Source organism: Rhodococcus sp. SG20037, from assembly GCF_031763325.1.
GTDB lineage: Bacteria > Actinomycetota > Actinomycetes > Mycobacteriales > Mycobacteriaceae > Rhodococcus_F > Rhodococcus_F qingshengii.
In genome coordinates this window covers 4,553,015-4,571,735 of record NZ_CP134497.1, presented here as the reverse complement: position 1 = coordinate 4,571,735, position 18,721 = coordinate 4,553,015, and the positions used below count along the sequence as shown (strand labels likewise).

At 58.9% G+C, this 18,721-nt stretch carries 14 protein-coding genes; 9 read left to right on the top strand and 5 right to left on the bottom strand.

The window, feature by feature from the left end; translation table 11 throughout:
* Nucleotides 1-64: 64 nt before the first annotated feature.
* On the top strand, nt 65-952 hold the full coding sequence (locus RHP72_RS20790) for a MazG family protein (protein ID WP_080726611.1): 888 nt from the start codon (nt 65-67) through the stop codon (nt 950-952).
* Nucleotides 953-1,229: 277 nt separating this feature from the next.
* Nucleotides 1,230-2,015: a glycosyltransferase family 2 protein gene (locus RHP72_RS20785; RefSeq protein WP_003946311.1), complete on the top strand. Its 786-nt coding sequence runs from the start codon at nt 1,230-1,232 to the stop codon at nt 2,013-2,015.
* 2,215 nt (nt 2,016-4,230) lie between these two features.
* Here RHP72_RS20785 and RHP72_RS20780 read toward each other — a convergent pair.
* Nucleotides 4,231-5,157, bottom strand: coding sequence for an endonuclease/exonuclease/phosphatase family protein (locus RHP72_RS20780; RefSeq protein ID WP_052416977.1), 927 nt, complete (start codon nt 5,155-5,157; stop codon nt 4,231-4,233).
* Nucleotides 5,158-5,385: 228 nt separating this feature from the next.
* Between RHP72_RS20780 and RHP72_RS20775 the strand changes: the two genes are divergently transcribed.
* The 7 genes from RHP72_RS20775 to RHP72_RS20745 all read left to right on the top strand — a co-directional run bounded on the left by RHP72_RS20775 (nt 5,386) and on the right by RHP72_RS20745 (nt 14,417).
* Complete coding sequence (locus tag RHP72_RS20775) at nt 5,386-6,339, top strand: glycosyltransferase family 2 protein (RefSeq protein ID WP_042449210.1); 954 nt, start codon at nt 5,386-5,388, stop codon at nt 6,337-6,339.
* Nucleotides 6,339-7,613, top strand: a complete 1,275-nt coding sequence (locus RHP72_RS20770; RefSeq protein WP_064443930.1) for a hypothetical protein — start codon at nt 6,339-6,341, stop codon at nt 7,611-7,613. Before RHP72_RS20775 ends, RHP72_RS20770 begins: the two co-directional genes overlap by 1 nt.
* Nucleotides 7,603-9,405, top strand: coding sequence for a glycosyltransferase family 2 protein (locus RHP72_RS20765; RefSeq protein WP_064443931.1), 1,803 nt, complete (start codon nt 7,603-7,605; stop codon nt 9,403-9,405). Before RHP72_RS20770 ends, RHP72_RS20765 begins: the two co-directional genes overlap by 11 nt.
* Nucleotides 9,402-11,177: a hypothetical protein gene (locus tag RHP72_RS20760; protein WP_052416974.1), complete on the top strand. Its 1,776-nt coding sequence runs from the start codon at nt 9,402-9,404 to the stop codon at nt 11,175-11,177. Before RHP72_RS20765 ends, RHP72_RS20760 begins: the two co-directional genes overlap by 4 nt.
* A complete protein-coding gene (locus tag RHP72_RS20755) occupies nt 11,170-12,327 on the top strand; it encodes a glycosyltransferase family 4 protein (protein ID WP_042448895.1) in 1,158 nt (385 codons plus the stop codon). The genes RHP72_RS20760 and RHP72_RS20755 overlap by 8 nt, the downstream gene beginning before the upstream one ends.
* A gap of 107 nt (nt 12,328-12,434) precedes the next feature.
* Nucleotides 12,435-13,163: a glycoside hydrolase family 16 protein gene (locus tag RHP72_RS20750; protein ID WP_157770437.1), complete on the top strand. Its 729-nt coding sequence runs from the start codon at nt 12,435-12,437 to the stop codon at nt 13,161-13,163.
* 729 nt (nt 13,164-13,892) lie between these two features.
* Complete coding sequence (locus RHP72_RS20745; RefSeq protein ID WP_144245859.1) at nt 13,893-14,417, top strand: hypothetical protein; 525 nt, start codon at nt 13,893-13,895, stop codon at nt 14,415-14,417.
* A 9-nt stretch (nt 14,418-14,426) separates the two neighbouring features.
* On the opposite strand, the gene RHP72_RS20740 is transcribed toward RHP72_RS20745, so the two are convergent.
* From RHP72_RS20740 to efeU, 4 genes are all read right to left on the bottom strand, one after another.
* Nucleotides 14,427-15,254 carry a glycoside hydrolase family 16 protein gene (locus RHP72_RS20740; RefSeq protein ID WP_052416980.1) on the bottom strand — a complete coding sequence of 276 codons (828 nt, stop codon included), beginning with the start codon at nt 15,252-15,254 and terminating at the stop codon, nt 14,427-14,429.
* Nucleotides 15,255-15,374: 120 nt separating this feature from the next.
* A complete protein-coding gene (gene efeB, locus RHP72_RS20735; RefSeq protein ID WP_311093764.1) occupies nt 15,375-16,661 on the bottom strand; it encodes an iron uptake transporter deferrochelatase/peroxidase subunit in 1,287 nt (428 codons plus the stop codon).
* On the bottom strand, nt 16,662-17,792 hold the full coding sequence (gene efeO, locus RHP72_RS20730) for an iron uptake system protein EfeO (protein ID WP_064112909.1): 1,131 nt from the start codon (nt 17,790-17,792) through the stop codon (nt 16,662-16,664).
* Between the two features lie 14 nt (nt 17,793-17,806).
* The gene (gene efeU, locus RHP72_RS20725) at nt 17,807-18,709 is read right to left on the bottom strand and encodes an iron uptake transporter permease EfeU (protein ID WP_003946279.1); all 903 of its coding nucleotides are present in this window, start codon (nt 18,707-18,709) and stop codon (nt 17,807-17,809) included.
* Between the last annotated feature and the right edge of the window lie 12 nt (nt 18,710-18,721).

Here is an 18,721-nt window from a genome sequence, read left to right as displayed (position 1 = left end):
GGTGAACGAGATATCAGATGGCGACCACCAGCCGACTGTGGTCGTGCTCGACCCGTTTCGCCCCATGTCCGTTCCAATTGATGCCTTGACTGCCCTCGCCGGTCCTGTCGAGATTGCCGAAGATGTGCCATCGCAGGTTCGGGACCGATTTGCCGAGTCTGTACCCGGCGCCCGGGTATTGGTGACGACCGACCGCGAGTGTGAGGCGGCGCGCAGCAGGCTCGAGGATGGTGCACGTTTGATTGCCGCTGAACGCGTGAAGGGCGACGGACTTGTCGCAGCGAGTGCGTTGATGGACCGGATGTGGAGTTTTGGCGGCTGGGAGGTTGCTCAGACTCACGAGAGCTTGTCGAACTACCTCCTGGAAGAGACGTATGAGGTGCTCGATGCGATTCTGGCCGGCGACCGCGAGGCGCTGAACGAGGAACTCGGTGACCTTTTGTTGCAGGTGTTGTTTCATGCACGGATAGCGGAGTGCGAGCCAACTGCACCGCCAGTCGACATAGACACGATTGCCGGCGCATTGGTGGCGAAACTCTGCCACCGGAGCCCACACCTGGCCGGCGAACCGTCGGAGTCGGTCGACATTGCGGCGCAGGAGCGAGCATGGGATCAGCGAAAGGCGGAGGAGAAGTCGCGTGCCTCAGAGCTCGACGGCATTGCACAAAGCCAACCCGCAGCGATGCTGGCTGAGCAGTATGTGAAGAGGGCTGTCCGTGGAGGGTTCCCCGAGGACCTGGTACCGGTTGAGTTGCGGGACGCGGTTGCGCGGTCCCTTGACGCCGACGAGGCTCTTCGCCTCGAGGCTCAGCGCTTTGCTGAACACTTTCGTGATGCGGAGTCGATGATTCAGTCGTCGGCGAGAAATTCGGTGAATGTGCAGGGCGAGGAGCCTTCTGCTCGTTCGACCGCACGGTGGGCTGATGCTTGGCGAATTCGGCGGCTCCCGTGATTTGATTGCCGTTCTGTAGCTGAGTGGAAGGTCACCTGAGTTCGAGGCTGCGAAATAAACAAACTCAAGGTATGTTTATCTCCAGACAAGCAAACCGTGCCGCTCTGCGTGCAGGGTTGGGGGTACCAACCGTTGGTTCGGTACAGGTCAAGCGAGAGGCGAGCCAGTCTTCGTCGGACGGTGGGGCGTTCGGCGGTTGGCCAACTATTTGCTTGAAGCCAAAGGTTCACCGTTTTTGATATCTGGCGGGGGACGCAACCGGGGAGACAGAGGACCAATGAGCGTGGACACAACTGACCGCATCCAGATATCCGAGCAGGAGCATGCACCGGCTTCACAGCGTCCCTCTGTGACGGTGGTGGTGCCGGCGATGAATGAGGCGAAAAATCTGCCTTACGTTGCAGAGCGGATGCCTGACGGAATCGATGAGATCGTTTTCGTCGATGGCCATTCGATCGATGATTCGGTGGATGTTGCCAAGCGGTTGTGGCCGAAGGCGACGATCGTAACGCAGACGAGACGAGGGAAAGGCAACGCACTCGCATGTGGATTTCGGGCGGCAACGAGTGACATTGTCGTCATGATCGACGCTGACGGTTCGACGGACCCTGCGGAGATTCCTTTGTTCGTCGATGCGCTTGTGCAGGGGGCCGACTTTGCCAAGGGGACACGGTTTGCGCAAGGAGGGGGGAGCGATGACATCACTTTTTCTCGTAAACTTGGAAACAAAGCACTGAATGGAATCGTAAACATCAAGTTCCGTGCGTCTTTCAGCGACCTATGCTACGGCTACAACGCGTTCTGGCGTCGCCACATACCTGTCATGAACCTGCCGGAGACTGGTACCGCGGAGGCGCAATGGGGCGACGGTTTCGAGATCGAAACCTTGATCAATGTTCGGGTAGCCAATGCAGGACTGAAGATATCCGAAGTGCCGAGCTACGAGCGCGACCGTATCTATGGCGAGAGCAATCTCAACGCAGTACGTGACGGATTTCGAGTACTGCGAACCATCCGGAGTGAGCGTCGGGTTCCGCTACGGGAAGCGGCTCGCGCAAAGTAGTCGGTGACTGGCGAAGGCCCTCCCACCTGTCCGGCGGGAGGGCCTTCCTACGTTCAATCCCCGCACGAGACGATCTCGATGTGTCAACATTGTTGGATGTCGACATTTCGCCTCACCGGTTCGAATCTGCAGTGTCGCTGCGGACATGCAAATGACGCCCACCGGCACTTGCGGTCGGGGAGTGATTGTGGCTTATGTGAATGCACTCGATTTCGCCGCAGCAGTGGTCTCCTGAGCCGAATCACTCAAAGCCTCCGGCGGCACTGAGAGTAGTCGTGAACTCGGGATTCCAAACGTCGTCAAGATTGAATTCTTCATTTCCTTGTGAACCGAGGCGCGAATCCTTGGTCCGATCAACGCGTGATCACCCTGCGAAAGCTGTCGAATCTCGATGGTGCCGAACGCTTTCCGTAGGCGTTGGACTCCGCTGCGACCGCGATTCTCGTTAAACCATTCCTCGTCGGTTGGTGATACAAGCACTGTCGTTGCGACGCCTGCTTGGACCAACGGCGCGAGAAGCACCTCTGGGACCTGCACGAGACCAATCCGACCCAATGCGAGCCAGACGCGATACGGCAATCGGTCACGAAGCTTGTCCTTGAACCTGACGGCCCAGTTGTGTGCTCGAAGCGCGAAGGTTCCTCGCGAGCATTCTGCAGGCGCGAGAGACTGGCTTCGCGTGAACTCTAATTGTCGCGTAGTCCACCGAAGGGGGTTGACTAGTATTGCGCGATTTGCTCCGAGTTCTGCGGCAGCGATTGCGGCACTCCACGATCCGGAGCACAAGCCGGCAACTACCAGGTTTTCTGGGCACACGCCAGCGTTTCTGGCTGCCTCTACGCCATCAGCGCGTTGCTCGGGTGTGTAGATGGTGCTGATTTCTCGATCCTGCGCAGCGGTCGTTTCGCCGGTTGAAGTGCGGTCGAAGCGGATAGTCGTGATTCCGTAGCCTGCCAACTCTCTTGCCAACTCAACCCAAAGGCGACTGGGACCGATCCGGTGTTCGGACGCGGTGCCATATAGAACTAGAGTCGGGCCGCCGGGGATGCTCGAGGCCGGCGCTGTGCGGATAGTCAGCATACGGTTCGTGCCGGCGTAGGAGATGTATTCGGTGATCGGGATTTCGAACTGAGAGTTCAACAAGGTCGTGGAATGACGAAGATGTGCGGTGACACTTGTGCGTGGCGAGCGCGTCGAATCGCCAATCCATTGCGCCAGAGAAGACACTGTATGCCAGGGTATTTGGACCGCGAAGTCGGCTGGCTCGATGAAGGGGGCCTGGCCGTCGATGTTCATGTGGTCAGCTGACAGTGATTCTACGAGTTGTCTTACTCGTGCAGTGTCGGCGTGCTCTGGCCGCGACGCAACTAGGACCTTAATTGAAGGGTCGATGGGGAGCGCAGTGAGATTCATACCCGAAAGACGTTGTGCAGCAAGTGGGTGCACCGACATCCCGACGAGCGGGATGAGTGGATCGTCGGCATCGGGGGCCGCTGTGAGCCGATTCAATGCCTTCTGCTGCTGAACGAACGTGCGCCCACGGATGACGGGGTCCCAAAGTACCAGCGTCGTCATATCTCGTATCCTCGACGCCGCGGAAGTTGCGACCAACGCGCCTACTCGCAGCCCGACCAGTGTGATCTCGCGAACTCCGCAGGACTGGAGAAACTCAGCAGCCTCCACGACGCTCGACTCCCATATCTGGACAGCGTCTTCTCGGGTCTGTTCACCGGACGAGTCACCTGTGCCTAGATAGTCGAACCGAAGGACTAACATGCCCTGCGCGCAAAGTTTTTGAGCCAGGAGCATCAGGCCGCGATAAGAATCGACATGCTCCTTTCCGATCGGAGGGCACAGCACGACCCCTCCGCGTGCTGTGCCCCCAGCCGGAACGTGCAGTGTGCCGAACAGTGGCGAAGCCTCGTTGCCGAACCAAGTCGTGAACTTTCCGCCATCGGTGGCCACATGCGTTGAGGATGCGCTCTTGTTTATCTCGATGGTGTTCCCAGCAGTGCTCGGTGACGCTCCGAAATGACATGTCGAGCTTGCCGGTTCGACGTGACCGCGCGCTAACCGCATCTGAATCCTTCGACATCCGATTGGACTGAGAGGATGTCCTCAGTCGAGAACGTACTCATCGACAGCTGATCTGCCACAAAACAATCTACAGGTTTGTTTTGGAAATTGCCAGACAGTTGCGGAAAGTTGACTTTCGTCAGCGCTGAACGAGTGTGCTCACGATTGCGAGGTGGTCGGAGCCAGCGATCTCGACGGTATCGAACGTTGTCGCCGTCAGTTCGGGCGGGACGAGAATATGGTCGAGAGCGGCGAATGGCGGCCACGACCAGTTCGCGGGAAAGGTGTTCACGTAGAACCGACCAGCCTGCCTCGCGGCATCCTGCGTTCCACCATGCAGTAAACCTCGAAACTGTCTGTGATCGACGGTTGCGTTGAAGTCGCCGGCGATAACGAGTGGGTTGAGATTCGTGTCCAATAGTGCGCGGATTTGTGCGAGTTCATTGATCCAGTTCGTGGAATCCTGATCTTGTATCGGGGCTGTGATGTGTGTCGCCACCAGGTCGTATTTTCCGCCTTTGAATTCGATTGTTCCTGCGACGCAGGCAAACCCGAACCCTTCCATTTGACGGGGTTCGCTGATCGGGAATCGGCTCCACAGTCCGGTTCCTCGTGCGTCATTGTCTGGCCGGATGACGCTGAACGGGAAGATCCCGGGCATTCCTGCAACTTCCAGTGCGGCCGCAAAGGCCGGGGTCAATTCCTGTACCGCGACAGCGTCGACGTTGTGAAGTCTCGCTGCATCGACGACTGCGTCCACGTCGGCCGCACCCTTTGCGACATTGATCGACATGATTCGCATGGCCTCGCCTGTCCGAGGCGGGGTGACGGGCACCGCGACCTGTGTGCCGATTGCAAACATGATCATCGCCAGCCCGATGATCGAGCCGACCCACTCGCGAGTGGCGAGCAATGTCAGCGTTGCAGGCACCATTGCGAGCGGTAGGTATGGCACTGCGATCACCAGTGAAAGCAGTGCGGGGTTGCGTAGCGGCAAGTATCGAAGGACGAGCAGTCCTGCGCCCACGACGAGGGTGGTCCAGCATGCCCATTTCAGAAACGTCACAACCTCGGTTGTACCGCATCGGTGAAATGATCGCTGGGACGTTACTGGGGTACATTGGTCCACGACAGTCGGCGGGGGAACCGTCAAGTAAATAGCCAAAGAACAGACCGATAGTCTGTCAATCTGGGCTTTTGTGGCGACTGAGATGTTTTGGTCTGTGTGTCCAGGCGGTGGTCCGGACGCGAGCGGGACGGGAAATCGGCCGGCACGATGATTGGAGACGTGACCATGGTCACACGACATGGCCTCAATTCGAATAGCGGTGCGGTAAGCGTCGTCATGGCTTGTTATTCGATGGAGCGGTTGCGGGGGATAGTTGCTGCTGTTCATTCGATTGCAGCGCAGACCTTGCAGCCTGCCGAGATCATCGTTGCGGTCGACCACAATCGCTCGCTCGCGCACACCTTGCGCCGCGAAATGCCGGGCATCTGTGTGATCTCCTACGAGGACGGGCCTCGAGGTGCGTCTGGCGCTCGCAACGCTGGAGTTGCTGTCGTGTCGACGCCCTACACTGCCTTCATCGATGACGACGAGATTGCTGACAGCAGCTGGTTGTCGGAGCTGATCAAACCGTTCGCGGACGAGCGGGTCGTCGGGACGGGCGGACGGTACAGGGCAGTATGGCGATCACCCAAGCCTGATTGGTTTCCGGACGAATTCGGGTGGGTCGTCGGAGAATCGTTTCACGGAATGCCGATCGAGACCTCCCGTGTTCGCAACGTCTGGAGTGGCAGCATGGCCGTTCGTACAGCGGCTTTCCGCGCGGTCGGAGGATTTCGAGTCGGGTTCGGCAAGAGCGGCGAGCGATCGCAACCCGAGGATACCGACCTGTGTATCCGAATGGCGGAACTTGGCAACGACTTTCATTGGATGTACGTGCCGACATCGGTGATCGATCACGATATTCCTTTGGAACGCAGCACGTTTCGCTTCTTCCTGGCCCGCTGCTATTCCGAGGGGAAGGGAAAGATCGAACTGCGAGACGACCGGAACGGCTCGGAGGAACTCGACGATGAGCGTGACTACGTGCGCAGTGTTCTCACCAGCGGGCTTCGGCGATACGTCTTGGGGGGTCGGGTGTCCCTGTCGAGGGCAGGGGCCGTAGTTGCCGGAATCGTTTCGGCGGGTATGGGCGCCCTGTCCGCTATCGTGTGCAGGCGTCGGCACTTTGTAGGCCCGTGATGACGAACAAGGGACCGCGAATCTACGCGGATGCAGCGTCGATGGCGTCGTCCCAGGTCATCAATGCCGCACTAGGCATGGGATTTTGGGCAGTCGCGGCTGTAGTTTTACCGCCGGCACAGCTGGGCGTCATGACAGCGCTGCTTGCGCTCGTTACCGCTCCGGCAATGGTAATCGGTACCGGAGTCGGCGATGTCTTCAATTCGATGATGCCCGCAGCAGGTGCAAGCCTCGGCGCCGTGCACCGGCGAGGTCTGCGGGTGTTCTACATGTTGTCGGTTCCTGTGGGCGTCATTGCAGCAGTCGCGGCGGTTTGGTTCATTCCGGAAGTGAGGGGCTCGATTCCGGTTGCCTGCCTAGTGTTTGTGGGTGTTGTCGTCTGGGGCATGTTCATTCTGCAGAACAGCACTTTGACCAGTTTGGACGAGTCCCGGAAGCTGCCCTTGATCAACGGGATCGTCAGCGCTGGTCGCATTGGTGTTCTTCTCGCGTTGGTGTGGTTAGCGAATTGGCAACCGGTGGTCATGTCGACGGTCGTGGTAGGCGGAGCGTCGGTTGTGTTCATGCGGTTGATGATCGGCCGTATCGTCGAACGGCGATCGGCTACCTCGCCCCCTGGCCTGTGGACTGAAGGCAACGCGTCGGCTGAGGTCGTGAGAATGTGCAGGCAAGCTGTCCCGACCCAAGCCATGGGTGTCGGGGTGATCCTTCTGATGCCATTTCTCGTCACCGCCTATTCCGGTCCAGTTCAGGGCGCAGTTTTCTCTCTTTCGATGAGCATCGCACAGACTCTCGAATTCGTCGGCTCTGCCATGGGGACTTCCCTCGTGGTTCACGCCTCGAAGAACCCGAAAGATGGTTCCAAGATGGCGTTGGTTTTGTTTGTGAGGGTTTCTGTTCTGGTCGCGGTGGGCGGGGTATTGGTCTCGCTGGGTGCACCGATTATCTTCGGAATACTCGATCCCGAGTATCTGGATTTGGATGCCGAACTTGTCGTGATCATCCTTGCGATCGGGTCGTTGATGAGAACGATGTTCGTGGTGTGGTCTGCGTTGCAGCGAGCGAGGCGCGAGATCGGACCATTGGTGGTCATCAACGGTCTGTTCGCCGGACTTCTCATGGTGGTCTTGCCTTTCGCGTGCTTTCTCTGGGGAGCTGTGGGTGCTGCGGTTGCTGTCGGTGTGGCCCAGACGGCGGCTAGCATCGCCGCAGTCTTCGGGATAGCTCGGCGTCGAGATGCAATAAGAAGGCGGGTGTTTCAGTATGAGGTTTGAAGAAGATGTCAGAAATCAGGACGCCGGTGAGCCAGCCGCACAGGGCCTTCGGCGTGATGGACTCACGAATCTCGATCCGGTGATGACGCCGACGGCCGGAATCGAATTGTGGGCAGGGGCCATTTGGATAGGTCAGGTGGACGAGTGGGAGCTACTTGCATCGAGTGTCATCGAATTGACCGGGGGAACAGCGTACGGACGTGCTCGCCTGCTGGTCGCCCGACTCAACGGATCATTTGCCTTTGTCGAGGTTCAAGTCGCGAACGGAATGATCAGATCGAAGGAAGTACTGGCCTACTTGCCGGATTCCGAGCCTGTAACCACTTCACCGGCTCCCGAAGTGCCTGTCACATTGATCATTTGCACGATGAATCGACCGGACATGCTCCGTGAAGTTTTGACTTCACTCGCCGATCTCGACTACCGAAACTACGACGTGCTTGTCGTGGACAACGATCCTTCGTCCGGGTTGACACCGCCGATAGTGGACGCTTTTGCCGGAGTTCGGATCGTTGATGCGCCGGAACGTGGCCTGTCCAAGGCACGAAACATAGGCCTAGTTGCGGCCACTGAAGAGTTCGTGGCATTTACGGATGACGATGTCGTGATTGACAAGAACTGGCTCCGTGAGTTGGTCGGCGGATTCGCAGTCGCGGAGGACGTCCACATCGTCACAGGTCTCGTGCCGACAGGTGAGGTATCGACTCCTGCTCAAGCCTTTTTCGATCGTCGCGTGAGTTGGTCGAAGAATCTTGTGCGAACGACGTACCGCTTGTCAGCTCCGCCTGAGAACGACGCTCTGTTCCCTTTCCGTGTGGGCGATTTCGGGACGGGTGCCAATTTCGCGGTAAGACGATCCGTGATGCTCGAACTCGGCGGATTCGACGAGGGGCTAGGGGTGGGATCGCCGTCAGGCGGCGGTGAAGATATCGACATGTTCGTCAGGGTCATTCTCGACGGGGGTGCGCTGGTCTACGCGCCTGCTGCGCGAGTCTGGCACCGCCATCGCATCGATTCAGCGGGATTGAGTAAACAGATGGCCGACTACGGCCTCGGCTTGGGAGCCTGGTTGACGAAACTCGCTATGGATCCGCGAATAGCGATGATGTTGGCGACGCGTATGGTCAAGGGACTTTCGCACTTCGGGAGCGTCTCCCAACCTGAAGAAGGTCAGATTCGACTTACACCCGATCTTGACAAATTGCCTTGGATCGAGCGGCGCGCATTGTTGCGAGGCCCCGCAGCGTTGGTGCGCTCGCGTTTGGGGGGATTGCGGGGGCGACCACTTCTCCCGAAGGGAACGCGCCCGGTGCGCAGTTCGATAGCCGTCGAATTTCCCGGCGCTAGGTCGATTCGTCGGGCGACTGCGATGGTTGACGCGCGGTGGCCGACCGACGAGCACAGACTGGCAATTCTGGGATTGGTCGGTGGAGTTTGTGGTCTGGTCGGCGCCGGCCTGGGCGCGATCGGCGCTCTCACCGGTGTAGCCGTGATCGTTTTTGTCGCGGTCGGCCCGGGTGCGGCAATTATGTCGTACATGCCTGATCAACCTGGCTACGTACGGGTCGCAGCTGTTCCGGCCCTGGGGATCTCGATCGTCGTGCTGATGACATTCCTGATGACCACAATCGAGGAGTACTATCCCTTTTCGCAGCTCGTGATTCCCAGTCTCGCTACCATCGGAGCATCTCTAGTTCGACTTCTCACCCTCGATAATCGCCCGGAAGTTTCCGGTCGCGAAAACCTCAAGCGACGTATCGGGGCTGTCCTGTCGGGGTTCCGGCGGTCATGACGAGATTGAAGGAGCGTAACGAGCTGTCGTCGACGAAGTCATATGATGCTCCGACTGACCGGCTGACGATTGCTGTCGTATCCGACAGAAAGAGGCGCGATTGGATTTCGTGGGGGATTCTCGTTGCAGCACTGGTGAGTTGGTGGATCGCTGCCCCTTCGCTGTCGACTGCACAGGCGTCGGATTTCGGCCTGCTGTTCGCGGCGTCACCGTTCTTCGCCGGTGCAATCACTTTGTCGGTGATCGGCTTCGCAGTCGCAATGTCACGAAGGAACGACCGTGCAGCGTTCGGCGCGGTGGTGACTGTTGCGCTCGTGCAGAGGACCGCGACACTCATGGCGTCCGATGTGCCGCTGTATACCTGGACGTACAAGCATCTTGGGGTCACGGATCTGATCCAGCGAAGCCATTTCCTGGCACGAGGTGTCGATGTGTACAACGGGTGGCCTGGCCTCTTCACGGCAACGGCTTGGTTCTCTCGCGTTACCGGCGTGCCGGACATAACCGTTGCGAACTGGTTCGCGATCGCTGCGCATCTCCTCATGGTGATTCTGTTCTACTGCATGGCGAGGGCGTGGAGGCTGGATGTCCCGACCGCTATTTCCGCCACGTTTCTCTTCGAGGTGCTCAATTGGGTGGCGCAGGATTACTTCGCCCCTCAATCGCTGGCTCTGATCCTAGTTCTTGCGTTCTTAACCCTGGTTGGATCCTCGCGAGACCGACCTAACCTTGTCGTCGTCATGATCGTGGTCTTCTGCGCGATAGTAGTCACTCACCAACTCACTCCGTATTGGATGGGATTGATCCTGTTGGCGCTCATGATCTTTCGAATGCTTCGGCCGTGGTGGTTGACATTCGTGTTCGCTGCAATAGCCATTGGTTTCCTCATCTACAACTGGGACAGTGCAGGTGACTTTGCGAAATTCTCTTTCGACGTGACGTCGAACGCGAAGTCCAACCTCGCCGGAGCGAATCTCACGCCGACTGCAGGACAGGCATTTGCAAGTAAGACGATGCGTTTCTTGACTGTCGGACTGTTGGTTTCCTCCGCGGTCACGGCAATTATCATGTGGCGCAAGAAGATGCCGGTACTTGCTCTCGCGATTGTCGCGTTTTCTCCCCTCGCCATTCTGGCCGGGCAAGGCTATGGTGGTGAAGCGATCTTTCGTGTCTATCTTTACTGTTTGGTGGGTTGTTCCCTGCTGCTTGCATTTCCGGTCACTGCGATGCTCCGCGCGTGCCGAGCCTCGAGGATGAAGCTAATAGCGGCGGGCATCCTGCTCATCGGTGTCACGCTGTCTTCATCAGAAGCGTATTTTGGTGCGTGGTTCGCCTACTTGACGAAACCTGCAGTAGTCAAGGGCGCTTCCGAGGTGTTGGAGTCGGCGGATCCCTATGGTGTACTGAGGGTTCCGTCCCCGGCGTGGCCTGATCGGCCAACTCAGGCTTATCTGCGGTTGGCCGGCCTCGATCCGAAGTTCGATGTGCAACCGGAGGCCGCGACTCTTTTCTACGGTGCAGACTTTGCGACTGACGAAGAGTACGCGAAGTTCAATGAATACTTCGTCGCTGACCACCGGACAACGTACTTCGCGATTTCCGATCAAATGGTTTTCTACAATTGGTACTTCGGGCTCTCCCCACGGGACGCATTGCCGAATCTGGAGGCACGAATGCGGTTGGACCCGATGTGGAAAGTCTTCCTCGAAGGTAGTGGATTCGTAGTCTTCGAGCGAGTGGCCGTTAAGGATGAAAGTGGTAACGATGGCTGATCGCAGGCTGCGAATTCTTGCGTCGACGCTGACTCGCGATGTCACGGGTATCGAGCACAGTGTTATTCGGTTGCTCCCACGTCTCGGTGAGCAAGGTGTGAACGTTGTCATGGCCGCGCCCTCTGGTGGTGAGCTCGAACAGACGTGGAACGAGATGGGACTCGAATTCATACCGATGCCAGACGGGGCGCGTGTCGGTCTGCGTGATTCCTCTGGCGCTTCTCAGACTCCGGCGAAGTTGTTGTCGCAGATCCCGCGGTCTGCGACGTGGGTTTCAAAGCTTTTGGTACATGCTCGGCGTGCTGATGTCGTCCACTCGAATTCGCTCTTGTCACATCTGGATTGCGTTGCGGCTGGCAGGTTGGCGCGAACACCTGTTGTGCTCGAGATTCACGACATACTCGACCCGGGGCGAGGTCGGAGTCTGCTGAGTTCGGCCGTTCGTGGGGCCTCAGCCGCGATCGCAGTGAGTAATGCTGCACGGCAGCAGCTTTCGAAGGCGGCTCAGGGAAAGACGACAGTAGTTCCTCAGGGCGTCGATTCGGCGGTCTTTGCGCCAGGACCAGCTACGGTGCGAGCTGAGCTCACCGATGCCCCCGATTCTGCATTGGTCGCAGTCATTGGACGGGTCGACCCTGTCAAAGGAATCGACACCTTGATCGAGGCAGTATCCCAGATCCGTTCCCGCGGCAAGGACTTACATCTGGTCATCGTTGGCAGGTCGAGCCCGGGGAACGAGCGCTATGGCGAGAATCTTCGCCGAAAAGCTGCGGAATTGGCTCCTGGTGCTGTCAGATTTGTCGGACAACGGAACGATGTTGCGGCCATTTTGCGGTCGGTTGACATCCTGTGTGTTCCCTCCGTGCGAGAACCCTTCGGGCTCATAGCGATCGAAGCGATGTCAGTTGGTACTCCGGTGGTGGCCAGTCGGACCGACGGTTTCCTCGATTACGTCGTCGATGGTGAAAACGGACTGCTGTCCGTACCGGGTGATTCCGCAGACGTGGCCGGGAGAATTCTGTCCCTTCTGGATGACAGGCAGCTTCGCGCTCGGTTGGTGACCGGTGCACGCAGGTCGGTATTGGAGGACCACGCGGTCTCAGCGCGAGCTGATCGACTGATTGACGTCTATCGAAGGGTTGCGAAATGAGTGGGAGTACGCGTGTCGTGGTGCGGGCTGGGATGATTCTCTCGGTGGCCTCACTACTATTGGCTACTTCGTGCACCACCGGTGAACCCCCGAGTCCAATGATGCGAATGGTCTCGAGCGATTTCGGCACAGACGAATTCGATGGTGCTGCAGGGGATTCTCCTGACGCGGCGATGTGGGGATTCGATGTCGGGGGCGGAGGTTGGGGAAATCAGGAGAAGCAGATCTATACCGACAACGCCGAAAACGCGCGTTTGGATGGAAACGGTAATCTCGTGCTCGAAGCTCGTCGGGTCCTGGGGGGATTCACTTCGGCGAGGATCGTGACAAGGGACAAGTTTTCGTTCACCGAGGGCACGATTTCTGCCCGCATAAAGTTCCCGATGGCGCAGGGAATCCATCCGGCATTCTGGTTACTCGGCGAGAATTTGGCGACGGTGGGCTATCCGGAGAGCGGCGAGATCGATGTAATGGAGTTGGTGCACAATGCCACTGAGTATCACAACGCAATCCACGGTCCGTGGTCCGATCCTTCTGCACACACAGAAGGCAAGTGGAAGATGTCGTCGGATGGTTATCTCGGCGGTGATGCCTCGGACACCTTCCATGTCTACGAGGTGACGAGAAGATCTGACTCCATCTCGATCTTCATCGACGGTGTAATGGTGGGCGAGTATTTGCGCAGCGAGTCGCCGGACGGCTCCAAATGGGTATTCGACAAGCCGTTCTATGTCGTAATGAACATAGCGGTGGGCGGAGAATGGCCCGGGCCGACGGATGCAACCACCCCGGAGGTGTCGACCTTGACCGTCGACTGGATTCGATTCACGCCTTGAAAGTGAATAATGTCTAGGTACAAAATTTCTGCAGTTGATCAGATGCGGGTTCGTGATCGTGCGCTCGTCATCGGCGGACCAGTTGGTGTCATCTCGTCGAGTGATCTGCGGAGCGCGCTGATCGAGATTGCTCGGATCGGTCCGCAGACGAGGTTCGGATTGCGCGCGGATTCCTCTCGCCGTCGTTGGCTGTTCGATCCGGATGCTGTTGGCGCGGCAGTCGAAGAAGTTCCGCCCACCGACGCGGCGGACATTTCGAGATTTGCGACCGCCGTATTCAATTCGGATTTGACGCACTCGTCGATCCGAATCGTTGCGTCGGGGGAGTATGTTGCATGTTTGGGTTCGCACGGCATCTCCGACGGGATCGGTGGTTCGCGATTGTGGGCTGCCCTTGTCAGCACCGCTCAATCAGGGCAACTACCCTCATCTCTGCATACAGCGGAGTCGAGACTTCCTTTGTCGCGCACAATTATTCGGTCTTTTGCAGCTGATCCTCGGCGGCTCGGAGCGGCCGTTCGATGGCATTCGCACGTGCGTGGAACACGGATTGAGGCGGTTTCGGCGACTCGCCGAACGCCCTGGCGGCCCAACCCGGTCAGTCTTTCGCTCCCGATGGATCCGCAAGTTGCACGTCGACTAGTGTGCTGGCGCGACGAGCACGCACCGTCGGCGTCTGTGCGCGCGATAACACTGTTTGTTTTTCTTGCTGCCTTGCGAGGTCATGGAGTGGAAACCGCGTCCAATGCGCTCGTGTTGATGGACGCGCGCAGATATGCGCATCCGTCGACCGTGGTCAATGGTAATTTTGCTGTGGGGCAATATGTTCCGGTGGGTGAATCCGTGACTTTGTCGGAGGTCAGTCGGGGTATCGCGGGGGCACTCGTTTCGGGTCACCCGTTGCTGACCCTTTCAGCGATCAGTGCGAAGGCGACTGTAGCTTCGGTCCTCGGGAGGTCCCACGCCACGGTCGCCGAGGCGAGCGTGAGCATCAAGCCTCACGCCTTGGTTTCATACTCGGACATAGGTCGTCTTCCCAATTCGGATGAAATCAGATGGACAGGCGATCCGCTGTGTGTGGCGGCCACCGATCCATATGGAGCGGAAGGAATCGCGTTCCTCGGTGCAGAGATCGATGGGCGACGTCACTTTTCAGTTACCTTCCACAGCAACGTATTCGATACCGAAATGATCAGGAGGGTGCTTCGAGCGGTCGCTTGCGATCCCACCGCACTGCTGGATGAATGTCGGTAACTCCGCGTATCAGTTCTCGTGGAACCAACGTACGTAGTCGACAGTCATCGTGGATGGCCAAGGTGTGGTGGAATCGGTTAAACCTGGCCAGGTTCCACCAACGGCAATATTCAGTAAGGTGTATGCGGGAGCGTCGAACACCCATGCCTCCGCTCCGGATACCTGTGACCGATCGAGGTACAGCATTCGAACGCCGTCGATGTAGGTCTCGATTCGTCCGGGCCGCTTGAGTATCCCGTAGGTGTGGAATGCGGTGAAGTCGGTGCCGGGTCGTGCGCCGCCGACACTGCGGTCCCAAACTCCGGTCACTCGTGTTCCTGATTTGGTAGGGCCGTGCACGGCGCTCGTGTATGTCTTCGCATCGTTGATGGTTTCGATTGCGTCGATTTCGCCACAGCCGGGCCAACCGGCTGTATATAGATTCGTGCCGAGCGTCCAGAATGCCGGATGCATGCCCTTTCCTGCTGGCAGTTTTATTCGCGCCTCGACTAGTCCGTAAGTGAAGTCGACCTTGCCGAAAGTTCCAAGTCGTGCGGAAGTGATTGTGTTGCCTACTTTTTGGGCCTGAATGAGGAGATTTCCTTGCCCATCCAGTCTCGAGTTGGACCGCGAGTCGGTGTACACCTGCTTTTCGTTGTTCCCCCAACCTCCGCCGGTTTCGTAGCGCCAGATGGCTGGGTTGGGGGCTGAATTTGCAGGGCCATTGAACTCGTCGTATGCATAGACCGTAAAACGATCTGCTGCGCGTGCTGGCGACATAAGAGGAGGCAAGCTAATCGTTGCCGTCGCCAGAGTCGTTGAAAGAAGGGCAATTCGAAGAAGTGCTGAAATTCTCATGCGCAGATCGTATGGGCGAGATATCACCTTCGGGACCATTGATCCCAAGATTGTTATCGGTTCGATATATAAAATTACTCGAAGTTTGTTAGCAAGTGTGGTATCCAACCAATTGATCGACTATTTGGGGTTGAACAGTGTTTCGCCCCAGTAGCTCCCGTCGGCGAGACCGCCGGGGCAAGCGAAGACCGCAGAACCGACGTGCTGGATGTATTCGTTCAGCGCATCGTGTCGTGAAAGGTTTTGCTGCATCGGAACAAACTGCTCGACCGGATTCCGGCAGTACGCAACGAAGAACAGTCCCGCGTCCAGGTGGCCGAAGCCATCGGAGCCGTCCGTGAAGTTGTATCCGCGGCGCAAGATCTGAATCCCACCGAGTTCCTCGGCAGAGGCCAGGCGCACGTGTGAATCCTCCGGGATGACGAAGTCGTGTCCCATTTTGGAATCGAGATCGAGCTCGTCGAACTCGTCCTTGCCGCCGAGCGGCGCTCCGCTCCGTTTGGAGCGGCCGATGACGGCTTCCTGTTCCTTGAGTACTGCGCGATCCCACTGCTCGATCAGCATGCGGATTCGTCTGGCGACGAGGAATGATCCGCCTGCCATCCAGGCCTGATCGTCAGTGGGATCAACCCAGACGTGCTGGGCGAGTGCGTTTGGATCTTCCGCCTTGATGTTGGCTGTTCCGTCCTTGAACCCGAACAGATTTCGTGGTGTCGCCTGCGTCGTCGAGGTCGAGGATGTTCGTCCGAACCCGAGTTGCGACCATTTGACCGACGCGGTCCCGAACGCGACTCGCGCGAGGTTGCGGATCGCATGGACGGCAACCTGGGGGTCGTTGGCGCACGCTTGGATGGCGATGTCGCCCCCGCTGCGATTCGGATCGAGGTTGTCCGCACGGAAGTGGGGGAGATCGAGCAGGGCAGCAGGTTTCTTGTTTGCGAGACCGAAACGGTCGTCGAAAAGTGACGGTCCGAATCCGATGGTCAGGGTGAGTTGCGACGGCGCGAGATCGAGTGCCTCACCCGTGTCGCTCGGTGGTGCATACGGACCGTCGCCGGTCGCTCCGTCCTCGGTTGCTTCCTGACCCGCCGTCATTCGTTCGGCCATCGCCGTCCACGTCTGCAGCAGCGTGATCAGTTCGTCGCGCGACTTCGTCGTCACATCGAAAGCGACGAAGTGCATACGATCCTGGGCCGGCGTCGTGATGCCTGCCTGATGCTCGCCGCGAAAGGCGACCACGTCTGCGTGATCGTCGCCGGAACTCTCGTCGGCGGTCACCCGCCCGATGACGGCACCGGCACCGGCCAGGACGGCGCCGGCCCCCACGGCGCCGAACAGTCGGCGCCGTGAGACTGCGTGCGGTGCTGCGTTTTCCGCAGCGGGTGTGCCTTCTGGTGAATCAGTCATCTACTGTCCCGCGACTACTTCCTGGACCTGGCTGACCTCGGCGGACAGTGCATCGATTTTACGCGAGAGTTCCTGACGCTGCGCCTCGGTGACGGTGTCGTAGTACACGAATCCGTCGCCGACCCGGAACTGCGCCAGCGCAGCGTCGAGGTCGGCGAATCGGTCAGCGATGCGCTGGGCGAGCTCGGGATCACGTTCCTGCAGAATCGGGTTCAGTGCCGCGATCGCCGCTTGCGAGCCGTCGACGTTGGCCTGGAAATCCCACAGGTCGGTGTGCGAGAAGATGTCTTCCTCGCCGGTGATCTTGGAAGTCGAGATCTCGTCGAGCAGTCCTTGGGCGTCGCCGGCGATCTTGGTTGGATCGATCGTGTAATCCTCGGCATTCAGCTGGTCGGCAAGATACTGAATGTCTTCGAGCAGTTGATCGGCGACCGCGTTGGTATCCGGTTGAAGCCCGGTCACCCACAAATCCTTCTCGAGGCGGTGGAATCCCGTCCAGACCTGACCGGGCTCCAGATCCGCTTCGCGCAGGTCCAGCTTGGGATCGAGTTCGCCGAAGCTCTCGGCTTCGGGTTCGATGCGCTCGTAGTAGGTACGTGCGATCGGGAAGAGTGCCTTCGCCTGGTCGACGTTGCCGGACTGGACGGCGGCGACGAACTGAGCTGCGGTGTCCTGCAGCGCGACGATCTGGCTGCGGATGTACCTCCGGTAGCCGTCGGCAGCTTCGGCGAGTTGGCCGCTCTCGTCGGTGGCCGCCTGCGAATCGCCCGTGACGACGAAGTCCTGACGGATGCCGGTTCCGACCATGCCCGGCTTGCACGCGAGTTGATAGGTCGCAGCCTCGGGGAGGGAGACGATCAGCTGCCGGGTAAGGCCGGGGCCGATGTTCTCGACTTCGCCCATCGCTCGATCGCCCTCGGCGAAGACGTAGAACTCGGTGACCTTCGAGCCGTTGTTCGTCACCTGGAACGTCGAACTGCCAGTGGTTCCAGTGGTGGCACTGACGTCACACGAATCGTCGGTGGCCGTGACGACGATGTCGCCGTCGCTCGCGGTCGTCTTCTCGGTGCATGCGGCGAGGGAGAAGGGTAGTACCGCGGCCGTGGCCAGTACGAGGGTGGATTTACGCATGTCGGCAATGCCTCTCAGGATTTTTCGGGAACGTGTGTGTCGTGCGCAGGCGGGGTTGTCGGTTCCGATGGGCTCGACGGAAGGGGACGTAGGAACAGCGCGAGGACGACTACGAGGTAGACGACCCATGCGACGGCTTGCAGGACGGTCGGGTCCGGGCGGAAGTTGAAGATTCCGGCGAGGACGGTGCCGTACCAGGTCGACGGGTCGTAGCCGGGTGTCAGGTTGAACGCGAGATTCGAACCGCCCGGCAGGACGTTTCCGGTCTGCAGAGCGCGAACACCGTACGAGAGGATTCCGGCGGCTACGACGATGAGGAAGATCGCCGTGTACCGGAAGAAGGTCGTCAGGTTGAGACGGAGGGCGCCGAAGTACATGGCGACGGTCAAGACGGCGGCCAGGAGAATTCCGAGGAGCAGTCCGACCAACGGCCAGGAGCTGCCTGCGGTGTTCTCGGCGTAACCGACCATGAGCAACGCAGTCTCGACGCCTTCACGACCGACCGCGAAGAACGACAGCGACAAGATGGCGACGGGTCCGGCGATCAACGCCTTCTCCATCCCCGCTTTCAGATCTCCGGAAATGTTTTTGGCGGCCGTGCGCATCCACAGGACCATGATCGTGACGATGACGACGGCGATCAGGGAGGCAACGCCCGCGATGATCTCCGCGGTCAGGCCGTCGACCGTCGACGTTCCGTAGTGGATCGCGAAGAAGATGATCGCCACCATCGCGACGGCGATCGCGACGCCGAGCCACACCCATTTCAGTGCGTCCTTGCGCTGGGCCTTCACGAGGTAGGCGGCGAGAATCATCACCACGATGCCCGCTTCGAGACCTTCGCGCAGACCGATCAGGCCACTGCCGAATAACTGGGTGGCAACTGATGGTGTGCTCGCGGCAGCGAGTACCGACACGGGCACGGGCGA

Excerpts from the sequence above, each read along its gene's own strand:
- RHP72_RS20790 (WP_080726611.1), top strand. The coding sequence starts at position 65 with ATGTCCGTTCCAATTGATGCCTTGACTGCCCTCGCCGGTCCTGTCGAG.
- RHP72_RS20785 (WP_003946311.1), top strand. The coding sequence starts at position 1,230 with ATGAGCGTGGACACAACTGACCGCATCCAGATATCCGAGCAGGAGCAT.
- RHP72_RS20775 (WP_042449210.1), top strand. The coding sequence starts at position 5,386 with ATGGTCACACGACATGGCCTCAATTCGAATAGCGGTGCGGTAAGCGTC.
- RHP72_RS20770 (WP_064443930.1), top strand. The coding sequence starts at position 6,339 with ATGACGAACAAGGGACCGCGAATCTACGCGGATGCAGCGTCGATGGCG.
- RHP72_RS20765 (WP_064443931.1), top strand. The coding sequence starts at position 7,603 with ATGAGGTTTGAAGAAGATGTCAGAAATCAGGACGCCGGTGAGCCAGCC.
- RHP72_RS20760 (WP_052416974.1), top strand. The coding sequence starts at position 9,402 with ATGACGAGATTGAAGGAGCGTAACGAGCTGTCGTCGACGAAGTCATAT.
- RHP72_RS20755 (WP_042448895.1), top strand. The coding sequence starts at position 11,170 with ATGGCTGATCGCAGGCTGCGAATTCTTGCGTCGACGCTGACTCGCGAT.
- RHP72_RS20750 (WP_157770437.1), top strand. The coding sequence starts at position 12,435 with ATGGTCTCGAGCGATTTCGGCACAGACGAATTCGATGGTGCTGCAGGG.
- RHP72_RS20740 (WP_052416980.1), bottom strand. The coding sequence starts at position 15,254 with ATGAGAATTTCAGCACTTCTTCGAATTGCCCTTCTTTCAACGACTCTG.
- efeB (WP_311093764.1), bottom strand. The coding sequence starts at position 16,661 with ATGACTGATTCACCAGAAGGCACACCCGCTGCGGAAAACGCAGCACCG.
- efeO (WP_064112909.1), bottom strand. The coding sequence starts at position 17,792 with ATGCGTAAATCCACCCTCGTACTGGCCACGGCCGCGGTACTACCCTTC.